General features: G+C 72.2%; 18 protein-coding genes. 13 read left to right on the forward strand and 5 right to left on the reverse strand.

The annotated features are described in order from the left end of the window. Positions 1 to 49: 49 nt before the first annotated feature. The 5 genes from ACGFRB_RS02460 to ACGFRB_RS02480 all read right to left on the reverse strand — a co-directional run bounded on the left by ACGFRB_RS02460 (position 50) and on the right by ACGFRB_RS02480 (position 7,274). Positions 50 to 1,102, reverse strand: a complete 1,053-nt coding sequence (locus ACGFRB_RS02460; RefSeq protein WP_393237959.1) for a 2-oxoacid:ferredoxin oxidoreductase subunit beta — start codon at positions 1,100 to 1,102, stop codon at positions 50 to 52. Next, positions 1,095 to 3,032 carry a 2-oxoacid:acceptor oxidoreductase subunit alpha gene (locus ACGFRB_RS02465; protein ID WP_393237962.1) on the reverse strand — a complete coding sequence of 646 codons (1,938 nt, stop codon included), beginning with the start codon at positions 3,030 to 3,032 and terminating at the stop codon, positions 1,095 to 1,097. The genes ACGFRB_RS02460 and ACGFRB_RS02465 overlap by 8 nt, the downstream gene beginning before the upstream one ends. Positions 3,033 to 3,500: 468 nt before the next feature. Continuing rightward, positions 3,501 to 4,160 carry a response regulator transcription factor gene (locus tag ACGFRB_RS02470; protein WP_361235508.1) on the reverse strand — a complete coding sequence of 220 codons (660 nt, stop codon included), beginning with the start codon at positions 4,158 to 4,160 and terminating at the stop codon, positions 3,501 to 3,503. A 317-nt stretch (positions 4,161 to 4,477) separates the two neighbouring features. Continuing rightward, entirely contained in the window at positions 4,478 to 5,767 is a 1,290-nt protein-coding gene (locus ACGFRB_RS02475; RefSeq protein WP_393237965.1) for a sensor histidine kinase, read from the reverse strand. 352 nt (positions 5,768 to 6,119) lie between these two features. Further along, positions 6,120 to 7,274 (reverse strand): sensor histidine kinase, encoded by a 1,155-nt coding sequence (locus tag ACGFRB_RS02480; protein ID WP_393237968.1) that lies wholly within the window; start codon positions 7,272 to 7,274, stop codon positions 6,120 to 6,122. Positions 7,275 to 7,706: 432 nt separating this feature from the next. On the opposite strand from ACGFRB_RS02480, the gene ACGFRB_RS02485 reads away from it, so the two are divergent. The 13 genes from ACGFRB_RS02485 to ACGFRB_RS02545 all read left to right on the forward strand — a co-directional run bounded on the left by ACGFRB_RS02485 (position 7,707) and on the right by ACGFRB_RS02545 (position 20,303). After that, on the forward strand, positions 7,707 to 8,099 hold the full coding sequence (locus ACGFRB_RS02485; RefSeq protein ID WP_361235351.1) for an NADH-quinone oxidoreductase subunit A: 393 nt from the start codon (positions 7,707 to 7,709) through the stop codon (positions 8,097 to 8,099). Further along, positions 8,090 to 8,782: an NADH-quinone oxidoreductase subunit B gene (locus tag ACGFRB_RS02490; protein ID WP_393237972.1), complete on the forward strand. Its 693-nt coding sequence runs from the start codon at positions 8,090 to 8,092 to the stop codon at positions 8,780 to 8,782. Before ACGFRB_RS02485 ends, ACGFRB_RS02490 begins: the two co-directional genes overlap by 10 nt. Then, the gene (locus ACGFRB_RS02495) at positions 8,779 to 10,365 is read left to right on the forward strand and encodes an NADH-quinone oxidoreductase subunit C (protein WP_393237975.1); all 1,587 of its coding nucleotides are present in this window, start codon (positions 8,779 to 8,781) and stop codon (positions 10,363 to 10,365) included. Before ACGFRB_RS02490 ends, ACGFRB_RS02495 begins: the two co-directional genes overlap by 4 nt. Then, positions 10,362 to 11,330, forward strand: a complete 969-nt coding sequence (locus tag ACGFRB_RS02500) for a complex I subunit 1 family protein (RefSeq protein WP_361237152.1) — start codon at positions 10,362 to 10,364, stop codon at positions 11,328 to 11,330. The genes ACGFRB_RS02495 and ACGFRB_RS02500 overlap by 4 nt, the downstream gene beginning before the upstream one ends. Continuing rightward, the gene (locus tag ACGFRB_RS02505) at positions 11,330 to 11,953 is read left to right on the forward strand and encodes a NuoI/complex I 23 kDa subunit family protein (protein ID WP_393237978.1); all 624 of its coding nucleotides are present in this window, start codon (positions 11,330 to 11,332) and stop codon (positions 11,951 to 11,953) included. The genes ACGFRB_RS02500 and ACGFRB_RS02505 overlap by 1 nt, the downstream gene beginning before the upstream one ends. Continuing rightward, positions 11,950 to 12,636 carry an NADH-quinone oxidoreductase subunit J gene (locus tag ACGFRB_RS02510; RefSeq protein ID WP_393237981.1) on the forward strand — a complete coding sequence of 229 codons (687 nt, stop codon included), beginning with the start codon at positions 11,950 to 11,952 and terminating at the stop codon, positions 12,634 to 12,636. Before ACGFRB_RS02505 ends, ACGFRB_RS02510 begins: the two co-directional genes overlap by 4 nt. After that, positions 12,636 to 13,073 (forward strand): NADH-quinone oxidoreductase subunit NuoK, encoded by a 438-nt coding sequence (gene nuoK / locus ACGFRB_RS02515; RefSeq protein ID WP_363009810.1) that lies wholly within the window; start codon positions 12,636 to 12,638, stop codon positions 13,071 to 13,073. The genes ACGFRB_RS02510 and nuoK overlap by 1 nt, the downstream gene beginning before the upstream one ends. After that, positions 13,070 to 15,067 carry an NADH-quinone oxidoreductase subunit L gene (locus ACGFRB_RS02520; RefSeq protein ID WP_393237984.1) on the forward strand — a complete coding sequence of 666 codons (1,998 nt, stop codon included), beginning with the start codon at positions 13,070 to 13,072 and terminating at the stop codon, positions 15,065 to 15,067. The genes nuoK and ACGFRB_RS02520 overlap by 4 nt, the downstream gene beginning before the upstream one ends. A gap of 27 nt (positions 15,068 to 15,094) precedes the next feature. Then, positions 15,095 to 16,648, forward strand: a complete 1,554-nt coding sequence (locus ACGFRB_RS02525) for a NuoM family protein (RefSeq protein WP_393238227.1) — start codon at positions 15,095 to 15,097, stop codon at positions 16,646 to 16,648. 50 nt (positions 16,649 to 16,698) lie between these two features. Next, positions 16,699 to 18,279 (forward strand): NADH-quinone oxidoreductase subunit N, encoded by a 1,581-nt coding sequence (locus ACGFRB_RS02530; protein WP_393238230.1) that lies wholly within the window; start codon positions 16,699 to 16,701, stop codon positions 18,277 to 18,279. A 51-nt stretch (positions 18,280 to 18,330) separates the two neighbouring features. Next, the gene (gene mscL, locus ACGFRB_RS02535; protein WP_363009806.1) at positions 18,331 to 18,801 is read left to right on the forward strand and encodes a large conductance mechanosensitive channel protein MscL; all 471 of its coding nucleotides are present in this window, start codon (positions 18,331 to 18,333) and stop codon (positions 18,799 to 18,801) included. Between the two features lie 237 nt (positions 18,802 to 19,038). Further along, positions 19,039 to 19,902 (forward strand): zinc metalloprotease HtpX, encoded by an 864-nt coding sequence (gene htpX, locus ACGFRB_RS02540; RefSeq protein ID WP_393237987.1) that lies wholly within the window; start codon positions 19,039 to 19,041, stop codon positions 19,900 to 19,902. Beyond that, positions 19,899 to 20,303: a YccF domain-containing protein gene (locus ACGFRB_RS02545; protein ID WP_393237990.1), complete on the forward strand. Its 405-nt coding sequence runs from the start codon at positions 19,899 to 19,901 to the stop codon at positions 20,301 to 20,303. Before htpX ends, ACGFRB_RS02545 begins: the two co-directional genes overlap by 4 nt. Position 20,304: the final 1 nt, after the last annotated feature.

The following is a 20,304-nucleotide window of genomic DNA, read 5'->3' on the forward strand; positions in this document are numbered from 1 at the left end:
GGTCACCCCGTACGTACCAAGAAAGTCCGACCGAACCCCCCTCACCCGCTCAGCCCGCCACCGTCCACGTGTCCTTCCCCGCGAGCAACTGCCCCAGATCGCCCTTCCCCTGCCGCTCGACCGCCTTGTCCAACTGCTCGGCCATCAGCGTGTCGTAGACCGGCCGTTCGACCGACCGGAGGACTCCGATGGGCGTGCGGTGCAGCGTGTCGGGGTCGGCGAGGCGCGACAGCGCGAACGCGGTCGTCGGCGAGGCCGCGTGGGCGTCGTGCACGAGGATGCGGTGCTCGTTCTCCGGGGTCACCGTGACGACCTCCAGGTCGCCGGTGGCCGGGTCGCGGACCACGCCCTTGTCGTTCTCGGCGCCGAAGCGGATCGGCTGCCCGTGCTCCAGGCGGATGACCGCCTCCTGGGCCTGCTCGCGGTCCTTGAGGACCTCGAAGGCGCCGTCGTTGAAGATGTTGCAGTTCTGGTAGATCTCCACCAGCGCCGTGCCGTTGTGCTCGGCGGCCTGCCGCAGCACCTCCGTGAGGTGCTTGCGGTCGGAGTCCACGGTCCGGGCGACGAACGACGCCTCCGCGCCGAGCGCCAGCGACACCGGGTTGAAGGGCGCGTCGAGCGAGCCCATCGGGGTCGACTTGGTGATCTTGCCGACCTCGGAGGTGGGGGAGTACTGGCCCTTGGTGAGGCCGTAGATCCGGTTGTTGAACAGCAGGATCTTGAGGTTGACGTTCCGCCGCAGCGCGTGGATCAGATGGTTGCCGCCGATGGACAGCGCGTCGCCGTCTCCCGTGACCACCCATACCGACAGATCGCGCCGCGAGGTCGCCAGGCCGGTGGCGATGGCCGGGGCGCGGCCGTGGATGGAGTGCATCCCGTAGGTGTTCATGTAGTACGGGAAGCGGGAGGAGCAGCCGATGCCGGAGACGAAGACGATGTTCTCCTTCGCCAGCCCCAGCGAGGGCATGAAGCCCTGGACGGCGGCCAGGACGGCGTAGTCGCCGCACCCCGGGCACCACCGCACCTCCTGGTCGGACTTGAAGTCCTTCATCGACTGCACGGCCTCGGCCTTGGGCACGAGGTCGAGGAGCGGCTCAGGCATCGATGACCTCCTGGAGGGCGGCGGCGAGCTGCTCGGCCTTGAACGGCATGCCGTTGACCTGGTTGTGGCTGTGGGCGTCGACGAGGTACCGCGCCCGGACGAGGGTGGCGAGCTGGCCGAGGTTCATCTCGGGGATCACGACCTTGTCGTAACGCCGCAGCGCCTCCCCGAGGTTGGCCGGGAAGGGGTTGAGGTGGCGCAGATGGGCCTGGGCGATGGGTGTGCCGGCGGTGCGCAGGCGGCGTACGGCCGCGGTGATCGGTCCGTACGTCGAACCCCAGCCCAGGACAAGGACGTTCGCGCCGTCCGGGTCGTCCACGTCGAGATCGGGGACGGTGATGCCGTCGATCTTCGCCTGGCGGGTGCGGACCATGAAGTCGTGGTTGGCCGGGTCGTAGGAGATGTTGCCCGTGCCGTCCTGCTTCTCGATCCCGCCGATCCGGTGCTCCAGGCCCGGTGTGCCGGGGATCGCCCACGGCCGGGCGAGGGTCTCCGGATCGCGCTTGTACGGCCAGAACACCTCGGTTCCGTCGGCCAGTTCGTGGTTCGGGCCCTGTGCGAACCGCGTGGTGAGGTCCGGGAGTTCGGTGGTCTCCGGGATGCGCCAGGGCTCGGAGCCGTTGGCGAGATAGCCGTCCGACAGGAGCATCACGGGGGTGCGGTACGTGAGTGCGATGCGCGCCGCGTCCAGTGCCGCGTCGAAGCAGTCGGCGGGCGTCCTCGGTGCCACGATCGGCACCGGCGCCTCACCGTTGCGCCCGAACATGGCCTGGAGCAGGTCGGCCTGCTCGGTTTTGGTCGGCAGGCCGGTGGAGGGGCCGCCGCGCTGGATGTCCACGATCAGCAAAGGGAGTTCGAGCGAGACGGCGAGTCCGATGGTCTCGGACTTCAGCGCCACGCCGGGCCCGGAGGTGGTGGTGACCGCGAGCGAGCCGCCGAAGGCCGCGCCGAGCGCGGCCCCGATCCCCGCGATCTCGTCCTCCGCCTGGAACGTGCGCACGCCGAAGTTCTTGTGCCGGCTCAGCTCGTGCAGGATGTCGGACGCCGGGGTGATCGGGTACGAGCCGAGGTAGAGCGGCAGATCGGCCTGGCGCGAGGCCGCGATCAGGCCGTAGGCGAGGGCCAGGTTCCCGGAGATGTTGCGGTATGTGCCGGTCGGGAACGCCGACGTCGCCGGAGCCACCTCGTACGAGACGGCGAAGTCCTCCGTCGTCTCACCGAAGTTCCAACCGGCCCTGAACGCGGCCACGTTGGCCTCGGCGATCTCGGGCTTCTTCGCGAACTTCGTCCGCAGGAAGCTCTCCGTGCCCTGTGTCGGTCGGTGGTACATCCAGGACAGCAGCCCGAGCGCGAACATGTTCTTGCTGCGCTCGGCCTCCTTTCGTGACAGGTCGAAGTCCTTCAGCGCCTCCACCGTCAACGTCGTCAGCGGCACCGGGTGGACCCGGTAGGCGTCGAGCGAGCCGTCCTCCAGTGGCGAGGCCGCGTAGCCCACCTTCTGCATCGCGCGCTTGGCGAACTCGTCGGTGTTGACGATGATTTCGCCGCCGTGCGGCACATCGGCGATGTTCGCCTTCAAGGCGGCCGGGTTCATCGCGACCAGCACGTCCGGCGCGTCACCCGGGGTCAGGATGTCGTGGTCGGCGAAGTGCAGCTGGAACGACGAGACACCCGGCAGGGTGCCGGCGGGCGCGCGGATCTCGGCAGGGAAGTTCGGCAGCGTGGACAGGTCGTTCCCGAAGGACGCCGTCTCCGAGGTGAACCGGTCACCCGTGAGCTGCATGCCGTCGCCGGAGTCACCCGCGAAACGGATGATCACCCGGTCGAGCCGGCGTACTTCCTTCGCGGAACCGGGGTCGGCCGTCGCCGGGGCGCTGCGTTGCTCCCCGACCAGGGCCTCGCCGGCCTCGCTGCTGACCTGGCTGGTCACTGGACTGGACCTCCCTGGCGGCAAGGGTTGTCTCCGCGGGCACGCCTCGACGCACCCGCGGAGAAGGCTCGGGAGACGACCGGCCTGCCGGGCGTCCCGGAGGTCAGCGTACGTCCGGGAGGGCGTCCTGCCGGGGACTTCCCGCATCATGGACCTTGTTTTGAGACGTCCGTCTTGCGTCTTTTGTTCGATCGGTGTGGTGTGCGGCGCGTCCCGCCGGATCCGGGGGCCGGCCCGGCCCCGTAGCCCTGCCCGTGCCGTGCCGGGCGTCGGCGGTGGGGCGGGAATCCCGCCCCACCCCAGGTCCGACGGGGTGTGGATGACGGGACGTCAGGGGCGGGGCGGGGTGAGCGGGAGTGGTGCGGTGGCCGGAAAGCTCCGGGAGCCAGGAGCCCGCGGGCCGGGAACGCGCGGGAACAGCCGGAAGTGTCGCGTCTGGGCGGGATCGAGGGATCTCGGCGGATCTCGTCAGGAGTTCAAGTACGTCAACACGGCGAGGACCCGACGGTGATCCCCGTCACTCGGCGACAGTCCCAGCTTCAGGAAGATGTTGCCGATGTGCTTCTCCACCGCGCCATCGCTCACCACCAGCTGCTTCGCGATGGCCGAGTTCGTGCGGCCCTCCGCCATCAGCCCCAGCACCTCGCGCTCGCGCGGGGTCAGCACGGCCAGGACGTCCTGCCGGCGGCTGCGGCCGAGCAACTGCGCCACGACCTCCGGGTCGAGCGCCGTCCCGCCCCGCGCCACCCGCACCACGGCGTCCACGAACTCGCGGACCTCGGCGACCCGGTCCTTCAGCAGATAACCGACGCCCGTGCTGGACCCGGCCAGCAGCTCGGTCGCGTACCGCTCCTCCACGTACTGCGACAGGACGAGCACCCCGATCCCCGGGTGGTCCTGGCGCAGCCGCACCGCGGCCCGCACCCCCTCGTCGGTGTGGGTCGGCGGCATCCGTACGTCGGCCACGACGACATCCGGCAGCTCGCCCCGCTCCGCGAGCGCGGCCACCGTCTTCAGCAGCTCCTCGGCGTCGCCGACCCCCGCGACCACCTCGTGGCCCAGGTCGGTGAGCAGGCGGGTCAGGCCCTCCCGGAGCAGCACCGAGTCCTCGGCGATGACGACGCGCACGCTGTCCCCGCCCGTGCCGCCGCTCGTTCCTCGCGCCCGATCCGGTCCCATCGGCCCCATGTCGTCCGTCCCCTCCGGTCTGTACCACTGCGTGCTGAGCGGGTCCAGCATCGCAGGGGGAGGGACGCGGCGGGGACGGGGGCGGTTCTTCGGTGATGGTGTCGGCTCCGCCTATAGGGACTCCCTATATAGGGGCTCCCTCCATGGGGCGACCCGCCATAGGGGGGCGCCCCATGGAGGGCTTTCACCTGAGGGGTCGTGTGTCGGGGGCCGGGCCGGGGTCAGGCCGGGGCGGGGCCCGCGCGGGGGGCGGTCGGTCAGTCGCGCCAGGGGAGCTCGGCGGTGATCGTGGTCGGGCCGCCCGCCGGCGAGTCGACGGCGAGGACGCCGTCGACCGCGTCGAGCCGGGCCATCAGCCGCGCCAGCTCGTGACCGGCCACCGGGGCCGCGCCGCCGACCCCGTCGTCCCGGACCTGGAGCATCAGCCGGTCGTCAGTCCGCCACACGTCCACCCAGGCGTGCCGGGCGCGCGCGTGCTTCGAGACGTTCTGGAGCAGCTCCGAGACCGCGAAGTACGCGATGCCCTCGATCGCGGGCGCCGGCCGGGCCGGCAGATCCACGTCCACCTGTACGGGGACGGCGCACCGCGCGGCGACCGACGACAGGGCCGCGTCGAGTCCGCGGTCGGTCAGGACCGCCGGGTGGATGCCGCGGGCCAGGTCCCGCAGTTCCTGAAGCGCCAGCTTCACCTCGCCGTGCGCCTCGTCCACCATCGCGGCGGCGGTCAGCGGGTCGTCCGCGATCCGGTCCTTCGCCAGACCCAGATCCATGGCGAGAGCGGTGAGCCGAGCCTGCGCGCCGTCGTGCAGGTCGCGCTCGATCCGCCGCAGATCGGCGGCGGCGGTGTCCACGACCACACCCCGGTCCGACTCCAGCTCCGTCACCCGTGAGGCCAGCGGCGACGGGCCGAGCAGCACCGACACCATCGCCCGGTCGACCGAGACCAGGCCCCGCAGCACCCACGGCGAGAGGAACACGAGGCAGAAGCCCAGACCCGACGCCACTCCGACCTCGAACGGCGTGTCGACGTACAAGCCGTGCGTTCCGTCCCCGTACAGCTGGATCCCGTCCTGCCCCACATAGGCCGGGAACACCCACTGCCACAGCGGATATGTGGCCAGGGCCCACGAGACCGACCACAGCGTCACCGTCACCACGAAGGTGACCACCGCCCACGGGAAGTGCAGCAGGCAGTAGAGCATGTGCCGCCACGACGCCCCGCTCTTCAGCGTGGCGATCATCCACCCCAGCGGCGAACCGGTCCGGCCCCGGGCCGGCTCCGGCGCCCGTACGTCCACCCCGAGCAGCGCCCGCGCCCGCGCGCGCTCCACCGCGCCGATGCCCCGGCACAAGGCCAGCCCGGCGGCGAGCACCGGTATGCCGAGGAAGGTGACGAGCAGCCCGGCGCCGGTCGACAGGAAGGTGATGGCCAGACAGAAGGCGGCGACGCTCAGCGGGAAGCCGGTCAGGACATAGCCGACCGCGCGCCACGTACGCCTCTCGAACGGGGCGCTGAGGCCGGCGGGGACGGTGGGGGAGGCGGCCATCGGGGATCCGTTTCTCTCGCTGCGGGATGGTGACTCCACCATCCCGGGAAGGAGGGGGCCGGGACCATGAGGCGGGTGGGCGTCTTGGGTGGGGGGTTATCCCCACCTGGGGCGGGACGGGGGCGGGGGGAGAGCTCAAGCGCTACACAGCTCGGACCCGTGATGCACGTGCCCGCCGGCCCGTGTGCGGGTTCGCGCAGGGGGCTCGCTCGGGGAACGGCGAGGCCCCGCCCGGAAGACCGGGCGGGGCCGCAGCGACAGGGTGGGGACGAGAGGGCGTCCGTACGCCAGGACGCCATGGCGCCCTCGTACGTCAGGGTCCTCGTACGTCGGGTGCCGGGGTGCCCGTACGTCAGGCGCGCGGGCGGTCGCGCCAGGGAAGTTCGGCGGTCACCGTCGTTCCCTCGCCCACCGCCGAGTTCACGGTGAACACCCCGTCGACCGCGCCCAGCCGCTCCGCCAGCCCCGCCATGCCCGTACCGCCGTCGAGCCGCGCGCCGCCGACCCCGTCGTCCCGGACCTGGAGCATCAGCCGGTCGTCCGTCCGCCACACGTCCACCCAGGCGTGCCGGGCGCGCGCGTGCTTCGAGACGTTCTGGAGCAGCTCCGAGACCGTGAAATAGGCGATGCCCTCGATCGCGTCGGCCGGCCGGCCCGGCAGCTCCACGTCCACCGTCACCGGGACGACGCACCGTGCGGCCACCGCCGACAGGGCCGCGTCGAGTCCGCGGTCGGTCAGGACCGCAGGGTGAATGCCGCGGGCCAGGTCCCGCAGCTCCTGAAGCGCCAGCTTCACCTCGCCGTGCGCCTCGTCCACCATCACGGCCGCGGCCTGCGGATCGTCGAGCAGCTTCTCCTTCGCGAGCCCGAGCCCCATGGCGAGCGCCACGAGCCGGGCCTGCGCGCCGTCGTGCAGGTCGCGCTCGATGCGCCGCAGATCGGCGGCGGCCGTGTCCACGACCACACCCCGGTCCGACTCCAGCTCGGCGATCCGCCGCTCCAGCTCGTCGGACGGCGACAGCAGCCCCCGCACCATCGAACGGTCGACGTTCGCCATCCCGCGCGCCAGGAACGGCAGCAGCGGCCACAACACCAGCAGCGACACCAGCGTCACCGCGAAGGTCAGGACGCCCCACGGCAGCCTGATGAACAGGAACAGCTGACTGCGCCACGCCACCGGATCCGCCAGCTGCGCCCACACCCGCCCGTACACACCCTTCCCGCGCGGCAGCGGACTCGGTTCGGCCACTTGCACGCCGAGCAGCCCCCGCGCCCGCGCCCGCTCCGCGCGGCCCAGCAGCCGCGCCCCGGCGAGGCTGAACGTGATCAGCGGCACGCCGACGATGGTCACCGCCATGCCGGCGCCGACCGAGATCGTCGTGACGGCGTACACGAACCCGACCAGCGCGTACGGGAGATTGCCAAGGAGGTACACGACCTCCTTCCAGGTGTGCCGGCCGTACGCGAGACGCACAGGGGGCGGGGCGGTGTCGATCTGCTCGGTCATAAGACCCAAGCCTGCCTGGTGCCCCGCCCGTCCCACCATGGGGGAGGTAGCCGGGCGTGACGGGGGGCTATCCCCCCCCCAAAAGCCCCTGGGGCCTTTCGTTGGGGCCATGCCGGGCTCGCGGGCTCCGGCACGCACTCCCCCGTGGCCCTTCGGGCACGGGAGGTGCCCCCACGCCGCGTTGTCGTCGGTCGCCAACTCCCCCGTAGCCCTCCGGGCACGGGAGGTGCCCCCACCGCGTTGTCTCCCTCCTCCGCCTTGCGATCGCTGCTCGGCATCCGAAGGGGAAATCAAGAGCCGAGACGGAGTGAGCGAAGCGAGTGCAGTGCACCGGAGCCCGCTCCCTGATCCGGCCTGGCCCCAACGAAAGGCCCTAGACTCGCGTGGGTAGAAAACAGGGCGAGACACCGAGATCGAGGGGTGGACGCGGACGTGTCAGGACCGACCGTCGCCGCGGCGGGCTACTTTCAGACGTACTCCGTCGTCGGACTGCTGGCCGTGGTCGGCGTGCTGTTCGTCGCGATCGCGTTCGGCGCCAACCGCCTTCTGCGGCCCGTCGTACCGACCCCCGAGAAGCTCCTCACCTACGAGTGCGGCGTCGACCCGGTGGGGGAGGGGTGGGCCCACACGCAGGTCCGCTACTACGTGTACGCCTTCCTCTACGTGATCTTCGCCGTCGACTCGATCTTCCTCTTCCCCTGGGCGACGGTCTTCGCCGCGCCCGGATACGGGGCGACGACCCTGGTGGAGATGTTCGTGTTCCTCGGCTTCCTCGCCGTCGGACTGCTCTACGCGTACAAGAAGGGCGTCCTGACATGGACGTGACGCCGGACAACACGGCTTCGGACAACATGGGGCAGGGCGACATGGCTCTGGGCGACATGGGGCGGGACAACATGGGTCCGGAACACACCTCCGTCCTGCCGGTGGTGTCGAAGCTCGGGCCGCTCGCCCGCCTCGCCCCCGAGCCGATGAAGGTGGTCCTGAACTGGGGCCGCCGCTACAGCCTCTGGGTCTTCAACTTCGGCCTCGCCTGCTGCGCGATCGAGTTCATCGCCGCCTCGATGGCCCGTCACGACTTCATCCGCCTCGGCGTGATCCCCTTCGCGCCGGGCCCGCGCCAGGCCGACCTGATGATCGTCTCCGGCACGGTGACGGACAAGATGGCCCCGGCGGTGAAGCGGCTGTACGAGCAGATGCCGGAGCCCAAGTACGTCATCTCCTTCGGCGCCTGCTCGAACTGCGGCGGCCCGTACTGGGACTCGTACTCCGTCACGAAGGGCGTCGACCAGATCATCCCGGTCGACGTGTACGTGCCGGGCTGCCCGCCGCGCCCCGAAGCGCTGCTCCAGGGCATCCTCAAACTCCAGGAGAAGATCGCGCGGGAGAGCCTCGCCGCGCGGTACGGCGAGGGCGCGGGCGCCGCGTCCGTCGCCCAGCTGACCAGCCCCCGGGTGGACCCGCCGGTGCCGGGTGGCACCCCGCCGACGCCGGGAGGCAGCGCGTGAACGGCTACGACGAGAACGCCTTCGACGCCCTCCCCGACTCGGTCACCGAGCTCTTCGGGGAAGAGGCGACCGCCGAGCGCGGGTACGACCTGCTGACCGTCGACGTGCCGACCGCCTCGTGGATCGCGGCCCTCGAAATCGCCCGTGACAAGCTCGGCCTCACCTTCTTCGACTGGCTGAGCGCCGTCGACGAACCGGGCACCGGCTTCCGCGTCTGCGCGCACGTCGCCTCGGTGGGGCCGGGTGGCGTCCGGCGGCTGCTGCTGCGGACGACCGTGCCGCACGGGGCGGCGTCGCTGCCGTCGGCGGTCGAGGTCTACGCGGGTGCGGCCTGGCACGAGCGCGAGACGCACGAGATGTTCGGCGTGACCTTCATCGACCACCCGCACCTCGTCCACCTGCTTCTCCCCGACACCTTCGAGGGCCATCCGCTGCGCAAGGACTTCGTCCTGGCCGCACGCGTCGCCAAGGCCTGGCCCGGTGCGAAGGAGCCCGGCGAGGCCCACGACCCGAACGCCCCGAAGCGCCGCCAGATGCTTCCGCCGGGCGTCCCCGACCCCAACGAGTGGGGCCCGCTGAAGGGCCAGCTCCCGCCCGCCCCGGCCCGCGCGGCGCGTGGTGCGCGGGCCGCTGCCGGTGCTGCCGGTGCCGGGGCCGCCGGTGTCGCCGGGGAACGGCCGGTCCGTCGTACCCGTACCGCGAGCGCCGGATCGGCGAGTCAGCAGGGCGCGGGGGCGGAGGCCGCGGAGGCCACCGCTCCGGCGGCACCGCGCCGCGCGCGCAGCGCGAGCCAGGGTTCGACGAGTCAGCGGACGGAGGTCGCAGGGACCCTCGAGACTCCTGAGGCGCCCGGGGCCACCGAGGCGCCTGGGGCTACCGGGACGCCTGGGGCCACCGGGACTCCCGCAGCTCCTGCGGCCCCTGAGGTCGCGCCTGCTCCCGCTCCCGCGGCCGGTCCGCGCCGCGCGCGCAGCGTGAGCGGCGGGTCGGCGAGCCAGCGGACGGAGGCCGCCGACGCGGCCCAGCCGTCGGAGCAGCCCGCCCCCGAACCCGCCCCCGCGCCGCCCGCCGGTCCGCGCCGTAACCGCAGCGCGAGCGGTGGTTCGGCGAGCCGGCGGACGGAGCCTTCCGAGGCGGCGACCGGCACCGAGCCCTCGGCGCCCCCTGCACCTCCGGCGGGACCGCGCCGCAACCGGAGCGCCGGCGGCGGATCCGCCAGCCAGCGCGCGGCCGATACGGACGCGGCGGCGACACGACCGGAGCCCGCACCTCGTACCCGCAGCTCGGACGCCCCGTGGCACCACGCACGGCCGGCGTTCGACGACGGCACCGAGGCGGCCAAGGCGCCCGAGGCGCCCAAGGCGCCCGAGAAGTCCGCCGAGCGGCCCGGCGACAAGCCCGCCGAGCGGCCCGCCGACCAGCCCGGCGAGAAGGCCACGGGCCGGACACCCGAAGCATCCGGCAGCGACGCCGACCGGGCCCGGGAAGAGCCGTCCGCCCCGGACCCCGACAGCACCCCCGAATCCGAAACCACCACCGAACCCAACCCCGACCCCCACGCCGAAGGAGGCGATTGCGCGTGACCGACGTACTCGACGTCGCCCTCCGCCTGCTCGCCGTCTTCGTCGCGTTCCTCGTCCTGCCGCTCGTCGTCGGACAGACGGAACACAAGGTGATGGCCCATATGCAGGGCCGGCTCGGCCCCATGTACGCGGGCGGGTTCCACGGCTGGGCGCAGCTCGTCGCGGACGGGGTGAAGTTCGCGCAGAAGGAGGACATCGTCCCGGCCGACGCCGACCGGCGGGTGTTCCGGATCGCGCCGGCCGTCGCCCTCCTCCCGTACCTCCTCGTCCTCGTCGCGATCCCGATCGGCCCCGGCGAGGGCGCGGTCGGGCAGGTGGTCGACGCGGGGATCTTCTTCGTGCTCGCCGTCATGGGCGTCGGCGTGCTCGGCAGTCTGATGGCCGGCTGGGCCTCGGCGAACAAGTACTCGCTGCTCGGCGCCGTCCGCAGCGCCGCCCAGCTCCTCGCGTACGAGCTGCCCATGCTGCTCGCCGCCGCCTCCGTCGCGATGGCGGCCGGCACCGTCTCGCTGCCCGGCATCCTCGACGCGTTCGCGTGGTGGTGGGTGCCCTGGCAGATCGTGGGCGCGCTGGTCTTCTTCGTCGCCGGGCTCGCGGAGCTCCAGCGCCCGCCGTTCGACATGCCCGTCGCCGACTCGGAGATCATTTTCGGCGCGTACACCGAGTACACCGGTCTGCGCTTCGCGCTGTTCCTGCTCGCCGAGTACGCCGGCATCGTGGTCCTGTGCGGGCTGACCACCGTCCTCTTCCTCGGCGGCTGGCACGGCCCGTTCGGCGCCGACGGTCTCGGCTGGCTCTGGACCCTGCTCAAGACCGCCGTCCTGGCGTTCGTCGTGATCTGGCTGCGGGTCTCCTACCCCCGGCTGCGCGAGGACCAGCTCCAGAAGTTCGCCTGGACGACTCTCGTCCCGCTCGCGCTCGCGCAGATCGCGCTCACCGGCATCGTGAAGGTGGCGATCAGCTGATGGCACCCCCGTTCGGATCCGGCCTGGCCAAGGGCCTCGCCGTCACCCTGCGCACGATGACGCGCCGGAACATCACCCTGCGGTACCCGGACGCGCAGCCCGAGCTGCCGCCCCGCACGCGCGGGGTGATCGCGCTGTTCGAGGAGAACTGCACGGTCTGCATGCTGTGCGCCCGCGAGTGCCCCGACTGGTGCATCTACATCGACTCCCACAAGGAGACCGTGCCGGCCGCCGCCCCCGGCGGGCGCGAGCGCAGCCGCAACGTCCTCGACCGCTTCGCGATCGACTTCTCGCTCTGCATGTACTGCGGTATCTGCGTCGAGGTGTGCCCGTTCGACGCGCTGTTCTGGTCGCCCGAGTTCGAGTACGCGGAGACCGACATCCAGGAGCTGACGCACGAGCGCGACAAGCTGCGCGAGTGGATGTGGACGGTTCCGGAACCGCCCGCGCTCGACCCGTGCGCGGAGGAGCCGAAGGAGATCGCCGCCGCGCGCAAGGCCGCCGAGAAGGCCGCCCAAGCCCAGGCTCAGGCCCAGGCGGCGGCTCAGGCGGCAGCCGAGACCGAGCAGACCGAGCAGACTGGGCAGACCGGGCCCGAGCAGCGCGGGGAGGACGGACAGTGATCCTCACCCCTCTCGCCCAGGCCGCCCACGCCGCCCAGACGGCGGCCGAGGCCGCCCCGGCCACCCGCGGCTTCCTCTCGCCCACTGGCGTCGAGGTCGTCTTCCTCCTCGTCGGCCTCGCCACCCTCGGCGCGGCCCTGGTCACCGTCACCACCAAGCAGCTCGTGCACGCCGCGCTCTGGCTGGTCGTGGCGCTCGGCGGGCTCGCCGTCGAGTACCTGCTGCTGACCGCCGAGTTCATCGCCTGGGTGCAGGTGCTGATCTACGTGGGCTCGGTCGTCGTCCTCCTCCTCTTCGGGCTCATGCTCACCCGGGCCCCCATCGGCCGCTCCCTGGACGCCGACTCGGGCAACCGGCCCGTGGCCCTCGCCGTGGCGGTCGCCGCTGCGGCGGCGCTCGTGTGGGTGGTCGTGGACGCGTTCCGTACGACGTGGATCGGCCTCGGCGGACCCGCGCAGGGCTCCACCGAGGTGACGGGCCGGTTCCTCTTCCGGAACTGGGTGCTGCCCTTCGAGGCCCTGTCCGTCCTGCTGCTCGCCGCCCTCGTCGGGGCGATCGTCCTGTCCCGGAAGAAGTCCCCGGAGGACGGTGACGACGGCGACGACGGTGACGACCCAGCCGACGGCGCCGGCCGCGAAGCCCCCGTGGACACGGCTGCGCACCCGGCCGAGGAGACCCACTGATGCATCTCGTCTACCCGGCCGTCCTCGCCGCCCTCCTCTTCTGCGTCGGGCTGTACGGCGTCCTCGCCCGCCGCAACGCGATCCTCGTCCTGATGTCCGTCGAGCTGATGCTCAACGCCGTCAACCTCAACCTGGTCGCCTTCGACGTCTGGCTCCGCGACACCCTGCACGCCGGTCAGGCACTCACCCTCTTCGTCATCGCCATCGCCGCCGCCGAGATCGGCATCGGCCTCGCGATCGTCCTGATGGTCTACCGCAACCGGGGCACCGCGGACGTGGACCGGCTCCGCGACACCGCCGAGCGCCCCGGCCCCGACGACCCCGGCCCCGGCTCCGGCCCCGACGACCCGTGGTCCGACGACCAGGGACCCGACGGCAAGCCGTCCACCGACACCACCAAGCCGTCCACCGGCGAGAAGGCCGAGGCCACCGCGTGACCACCACGACCCTCGCCGTCCTCGTCCCCCTCCTGCCCTTCCTCGGCGCCGTCGCCGGTCTGCTCCTCGGTCGCACCGCGCCCGGATTCGTCCGCCCGCTCGCCGTCCTGCCGGCCCTCGCCGCCGCCGTGCTCGCCGTCCTGGTCGCCGTACGGCAGGGCGGCGGTACGGCGATCGACGCCGCGACCCGGCTCACCCCGACCGGCTCGGTCCCCATCGACCTGGCCCTGCACATCGACGCCTTCGCCGCGCTCGTCGCCATCCTGGTCGGCGTGGTCGCCACCTGCGTGCAGATCTACTCGACCGGCTACCTCCGGCACGACCCGCGCTACCCCTCGTACGCCGCGCTCGTCTCCCTCTTCACCTCCGCGATGCTGCTCGTCGTCTACTCCGGCGACCTGATGGTGCTCCTGGTCGGCTGGGAGATCATGGGCATCTGCTCGTACTTCCTCGTCGGGCACTACTGGGAGACCCCCGAGGCCCGCGCGGCCTCCCTCAAGGCTTTCCTGGTCACCAAGCTCGGCGACGTGCCGTTCCTGATCGGCCTGTTCGCGCTCGCCGCCGACGCGGGCACCTTCCGGATCACCGGGGTGCTTGGCGCCGTCGCGAGCGGCGGTCTCGACCACCCCACCCTCGTGGCGCTGCTGCTCCTCGCGGGCGTGGCGGGCAAGTCCGCGCAGTTCCCGCTGCACACCTGGCTGCCCGACGCGATGGCCGGCCCCACCCCCGTCTCCGCGCTCATCCACGCGGCCACCATGGTGGCCGCCGGCATCTACTTCACCGCCCGGCTGCTGCCCGTCTTCGCCGCCTCCGCCGCCGCGCTGACCGTGCTCGCCGTGATGGCCGCGCTCACCATGACGGGCTCGGCGCTCGCCGCGCTCGCGCAGGACGACATCAAGCGGGTCCTCGCCTACTCGACGATCGGGCAGCTCGGCTACATGGCCGGCGCCCTCGCCGTCGGCGACCGCGCCTCCGCCGTCTTCCACCTCCTCACGCACGGCGCCTTCAAGGCGCTGCTGTTCCTCGCCGCCGGTACGGTCATCCACGCCGCCGGCACCAACTCGCTCACGGCCATGTCCCGGATGAGCGGACTGACCCGGCGGGTCCCGGACGCGTACTGGACGATGAGCATCGGCCTGCTCGCGCTCGCCGCGATCCCGCCGTTCGCCGGCTTCTTCTCCAAGGAAGCCGTCCTCGTCGCCGCAGAACACACCGCAACCGCCCAGGCCGGGGAGGCGACCGCCGCCCCCGCCGCGGCCGGCTGGATCGTGCTCGTCGCCGGACTCCTGACGGCCCTGCTCACCGCCGCGTACGCGACCCGGCTGTGGCTCCTCGCCTTCCGCGGCCGGGGCGCCGAGGCGCCCGACCACGGACGCCAGCCGGTCGCCATGACCACCGTGCTGTGGGTGCTCGCCGTCCCCTCCCTCGCGCTCGGGCTCGCCGCGCCCGCCCTCGGCGACTGGTTCGGCGGCCACGCGCTGACCCCGACCGTCACCACGGCCGTGCTCGGTACCGGCCTCGCCGTCGTCGGCGGAGCCGTCACCTACGCGGTCTGGCACACGCTCGTCGCCAAGGCGGTGGCCCGCCCCGTCCGGATCGTCCCGCACGTCGCCCACCCCAGTGCCGACGCCGGCCAGGTCGAGGCGGAGGCGCTGGACCTGCCGCACCCGGCCCCCGACCACGATCCGGACCCCGGCCGCGCCCTGCTCGGCCCGCTGCACCGGCCCGCCGCCGAGGGCTTCCGCCTGGACGCGGCCTACCGGACGCTGTTCGTCCGCCCCGTCCTCGCCGCCGCCTCGCTGGTCCGCTTCCTGGACCGGGAGGTCGTCGACACGTACGTACGCGGCGCGGGCAGCGGAGCGGGGGGCCTCGGCCGGCTCGTCCGCCGTGCCCAGACCGGCAACGTGCAGACCTACCTCGGCGCCCTGCTCGCCGGCTCCGTCGTCCTGGCGGTCGTCGCCGTCGCCCTCGCCAACGCCGCCGCCGGAGCGTGACCCGTGATCGATATCAGCGAATCCGTGATGCAGTTCCTTCTGGCGTTGATCGTCGCCGGCCCGCTCCTCGGCGCCGTCGCCGCGCTCCTGCCGGCCCCGCCCGGACTGAAGGGCAGCTCACCCGAGCAGGCCGTGCTCCGCCACGGCGTCACCGTCACCGGCGTGATCCTGCTGGCCGCGATCGTCCTCGCCCTCGGCTTCGACCACGCCCACCCCCAGGCGATGCAGGCCACCACCGACATCACCTGGATCAAGGCACTCGACGTGCGGATCCACCTCGGTGTCGACGGCATTTCCCTCCCCCTCCTGCTCCTGACCGCGCTGCTGACCTTCCTCTGCGCGCTCTACTCCTACTTCAAGCCCCCGGCCGGCCCGTCCCCCCGGGCCTTCGTCGCCCTGCTCCTGCTGCTGGAGACCGGCACCCTGGCGACCTTCGCCGTCCTCGATCTCGTGCTGTTCTTCCTGGCCTTCGAGACGGTCCTCGTCCCGATGTACTTCCTCATCGCCCGCTGGGGCGGCGCGGGCCGCCAGGCCGCCGCCCTGAAATTCATCCTCTACACGGTGCTCGGCTCCGTGATCATGCTGCTCGGCCTGCTCCTCGTCGGTCTGAAGGCGGGCACGTTCGACATGGTGGCACTCGCCACTGACAACGGCCGGTCACTGACCACGTCCGTGCAGGTCATCGCCGTTCTCGCGATCGGTCTCGGGCTCGCCGTGAAGACCCCGATGTGGCCGCTGCACAGCTGGCTCCCGGACGCGCACACCGCCGCCCCGACCGTCGGCTCCGTCCTCCTCGCCGGCGTGCTCCTGAAGATGGGCACGTACGGGTTCGTCCGCATCGCGCTGCCGATCGCCCCCGAGGGCATGCACACCTTCGCCCCGTACCTCGCCGCCTTCGCGGTCGCGGGCATCGTCTACGGGTCCCTCGCCTGCCTCGCCCTCGCGCGGCCCGGCAACAAGGGCGACCTGAAGCGCCTCATCGCGTACAGCTCCGTCGGCCACATGGGCTTCGTCCTGCTCGGCATCGCCACCCTGACCCCCACCGGCGTCAACGGCGCGCTGTTCGCGAACATCGCCCACGGCCTCATCACCGGCCTGCTGTTCTTCCTCGCCGGGGCCGTCAAGGACCGCTACGGCACCGCTGACCTCGACACCCTCGCCGGGGCCACCGGCGCCGCCCTCTACGGCCGCGCCCCGCGCCTCGGCGCGCTCCTCGCGTTCGCCGCCGTCGCCTCCCTCGGCCTGCCCGGTCTCGCCGGGTTCTGGGGCGAGATGCTCGCCCTGTTCGGTGCCTTCGACCCGGCCGCCGGACTCAGCCGCCCCGCCTTCCTCACCTGCATGGCGGTCGGCGCCTTCGGCACCCTGCTCACCGCGGCCTATCTCCTCGTCGTCGTGCGCCGCGTCTGCATGGGCGGCCCGCGTCCCGCCGGGGAGCGGGCGCTCGCCGACGTCCAGGGGTACGAGTTCGCGGCCTGGACCCCCCTCGCCGCCCTCACCGTCCTCGCCGGGCTGTGGCCCGCCGTCCTCCTCGGCCTCACCGACCCGGCCGTCCAGCAGCTCCTCGCGGGAGGAAAGCAGTGATCCCCGACGTGACGACGGCCACCGCCGTGATCACCGATGCGACCACCGTCCTGGCGTCGGGGCCCGGCGGCGGTGCCGCCGGCGGCACCGCCGCCGCCCCGGCCGTCCCCAGCCTCGTCCAGAGCGTGGACTGGGCGGCCATCGCACCGCCCCTGCTCACCGCCGTCGTCGCCGTCGCGATCCTGGTCGCCGACCTCTTCCTCCCGGCGGCCCGCAAGCACCTCCTCGGCTGGACCGCGACCGCCGGTCTCGCCGCCGCGCTCGCGCTGCTGCTGCCGCTGCGCGCCGGCGACCACCAGACCTTCTGTCTCACCGACGCCGCCGCGCGGGCCGCTGGCACGCACGCGCCCGCGTGCAGCTACACCGCCGACACCTTCACCCTGGTCATCCAGTTCCTGGTGCTCGCCGGAGCCCTCGTCACCGCGCTGCTCTCGCATGCCGACACCCGCCGGAAGCTGCCGGCCGGCGAGTACTGGTTCCTGCTGCTCTCGTCCGCCGCCGGTGCGGCCCTGCTGCCCGCCGCCCGCGACCTGGCCACCCTGGTCGTCGCCCTGGAAGTGGCCTCGCTGCCCGCCTTCGCGCTCGTCGGCATGCGCCGCGGCGACCGGATGTCCAGCGAGTCCGCGCTGAAGTTCTTCCTGTCGTCCGTCACCGCCACCGCCGTCACCCTGCTCGGCGCGAGCTTCGTCTACGCGGCCACCGGCACCCTCCACCTCACCGAGATCGCCCAGCGCCTCGACGACGTCCCCGGCCAGCTGCACACCCTCGCCCAGGCCGGAGTCGTCCTCACCCTCGTCGGCTTCGCCTTCAAGACGGCCGCCGTCCCCTTCCACTTCTGGGTCCCCGACACCTACGTCGGCGCCCCGCTGCCCGTGGCCGGGTACCTCTCCGTCGTCGGCAAGGCCGTCGGCTTCACCGGCCTCATCCTGGTGACCGTCGTGGCGTTCCCCACATACGCGCACGTCTGGGGTCCCGCGCTCGCGGTCCTCGCCGCGCTCACCATGACCGTCGGCAACGTCGCCGCCCTGCGCCAGAACCCCACGCGCGCGTGGAGCGCGGTCCGGCTGCTCGCCTGGTCCTCCGTCGGGCAGGCCGGCTACCTCCTGGTGCCGATCGCCGCCGCCGCGTACTCCGGCGACGACCAGATCGGCGCGACCGTGGCATATGCCTTGATGTACGCCGCCGTGAACCTCGGCGCCTTCGCCGTCGCCGTCCTGGTCGGCCGGACCCACCCGAAGAACCGGATCACCGACTACCGGGGCCTCTTCGCCACCCGCCCCGCCGCCGCCCTCGCGCTCGGTTTCTTTCTTCTCAACCTGGCCGGGCTGCCCCCGGGTATCATCGGTCTCTTCGCCAAGGTGACCGTCTTCTCGGCGGCCGTCGACGCCGGCCTCGGCTGGCTGGCCGTGATCATGGGCGTCAACGTCGTGATCGCCCTCGCTTACTACCTTCGGTGGACCGCGCTGCTCTTCCGCACCCCGGAAGGCGCCCCGCGGCCGACCCCGGTGGTGGCGCCGCGCCGGGTCCCCACCCCGGTCACCCTGGCCCTCGCGCTGACCGCCGTCGCGGGCGTCGCGCTGTCGGGATACCCGCAGCTCGCCCTCCGCTACGCGGCGAACAGCCTGTTCTGACCCTCCCCCCCTCTGTCCCCCCACGCACTTCATCTCTAGGAGCGGACCACCGTGCTGACCGGCTTCAAGGACTTCATCCTCCGCGGCAACGTCGTCTCGATGGCGATCGGTCTGGCCGTCGGATCGGCGTTCACCGCCGTCGTCACCGGCTTCAGCAAGGCGTTCATCACCCCGCTCATCGGTCTCGCCACCGGCTCCGTCGGCGACTTCAGCGAGGCCAGCTTCACCCTCGGCAAGACCGTCTTCCCCTACGGCCTGGCCATCGCCGCCACCATCGCCTTCGTCGTGACCGCCGCCGTCCTCTACTTCCTCTTCGTCGTGCCCATGGCGAAGATCCAGGAGAAGTTCGCCAGGGAGGAGGCGGCCGACCCGAAGGCGGAGAAGCGCGACTGCCCGCGCTGCTTCGCCGAGATCCCGGCCATCGCCTCCCGCTGCGCCCACTGCACGAGCGAGGTCGAACCGGTCGCGGCCGCCCTGCGGAAGGCGGGCCTGGAGAAGACCCCGGTCCCGGCGGCCCGCTGACCCCGGCCCGTACCCGTACCCCCGCCCGTATCCGTACGGGACCCGGCGTCCCCTGCCCGCAGGGGGCGCCGCTTTTCGTACGCCCCCGCCCCCTCTCACCCGTACGGACCGCACGGCGCCCCGCGCGCGCCGGGGAACCCGGGGTCTCCGCCTGGCGTTGACCAGGAGAGAAGGGTCCACTGGAGGGTGGATCCGCAGAACAAGGGTTCCCCTGCCGCACCATTTGGAGGGCGTACCGTGCACCGCCGGCACAACGGGCTGAGGACCGCGGTCCTCCTCGGAGGGCTCTCCGCCCTCATCATCCTCATCGGCAGCTTCTTCGGGCGTACGGGACTGATCGTCGCCCTTGTCGTCGCCCTCGGGACCAACGCCTACGCGTACTGGAACAGCGACAAGCTGGCCCTGCGCGCGATGCGCGCCCGCCCCGTGAGCGAGTTCGAGGCCCCCGCGCTCTACCGGATGGTCCGCGAGCTCTCCACCCAGGCACGCCAGCCCATGCCCCGGCTCTACATCTCGCCCACCCAGGCACCCAACGCCTTCGCCACCGGCCGCAACCCGCGCAACGCGGCCGTGTGCTGCACCGAGGGCATCCTCGCCATCCTCGACGAGCGCGAGCTGCGCGGCGTCATCGGCCACGAGCTGAGCCATGTCTACAACCGGGACATCCTCATCTCCTCGGTCGCGGGCGCGCTCGCCTCCGTGATCATGTTCCTGGTCAACTTCGCCTGGCTGATCCCGATCGGCCGCTCCAGTGACGACGAGGGCCCCGGGCTGCTCGGCATGCTGATGATCATGCTCCTCGGCCCGATCGCCGCGTCCGTCATCCAGCTCGCCATCTCCCGCTCCCGGGAGTACGAGGCGGACGCCTCCGGCGCCCATCTCACCGGCGACCCGCTCGCCCTCGCCAGCGCCCTGCGCAAGCTCGACGCGGGCACCAGGCAACTGCCGCTGCCGCCCGAGCCGAGGATCGAGACGGCGAGCCACATGATGATCGCCAATCCCTTCCGCCCGGGACAGGGACTGTCGAAGATGTTCTCCACCCACCCGCCGATGGCCGAGCGCATCGCCCGGCTCGAACAGATGGCAGGTCGACGCCCGTGAAAACGATTCTGAACGTTATCTGGCTGATTCTGTGCGGATTCTGGATGTTCCTCGGCTACGTACTGGCCGGGCTCCTGCTCTGCGTCACGATCATCGGCATCCCCTTCGGCCTTGCCTCCTTCCGCATCGGCGTTTACGCCCTGTGGCCCTTCGGCCGCATGGTCGTCGACCGCCGTGACGCGGGCGCGCCGTCCCTCGTCGGCAACGTGCTGTGGGTGATCCTCGCCGGCTGGTGGCTGGCCCTCGGTCACATCACCACCGGCATCGCGCTGTGCCTGACGATCATCGGCATCCCGCTGGGCCTCGCGAACTTCAAGATGATCCCGGTCTCGCTGCTGCCGCTGGGCAAGGAGATCGTTCCCACCGACCAGTTCTTCGGCGGCTACAGCCACACGGCCTAAC

The sequence above is a fragment of the Streptomyces sp. NPDC048718 genome, from assembly GCF_043198875.1.
GTDB lineage: Bacteria > Actinomycetota > Actinomycetes > Streptomycetales > Streptomycetaceae > Streptomyces.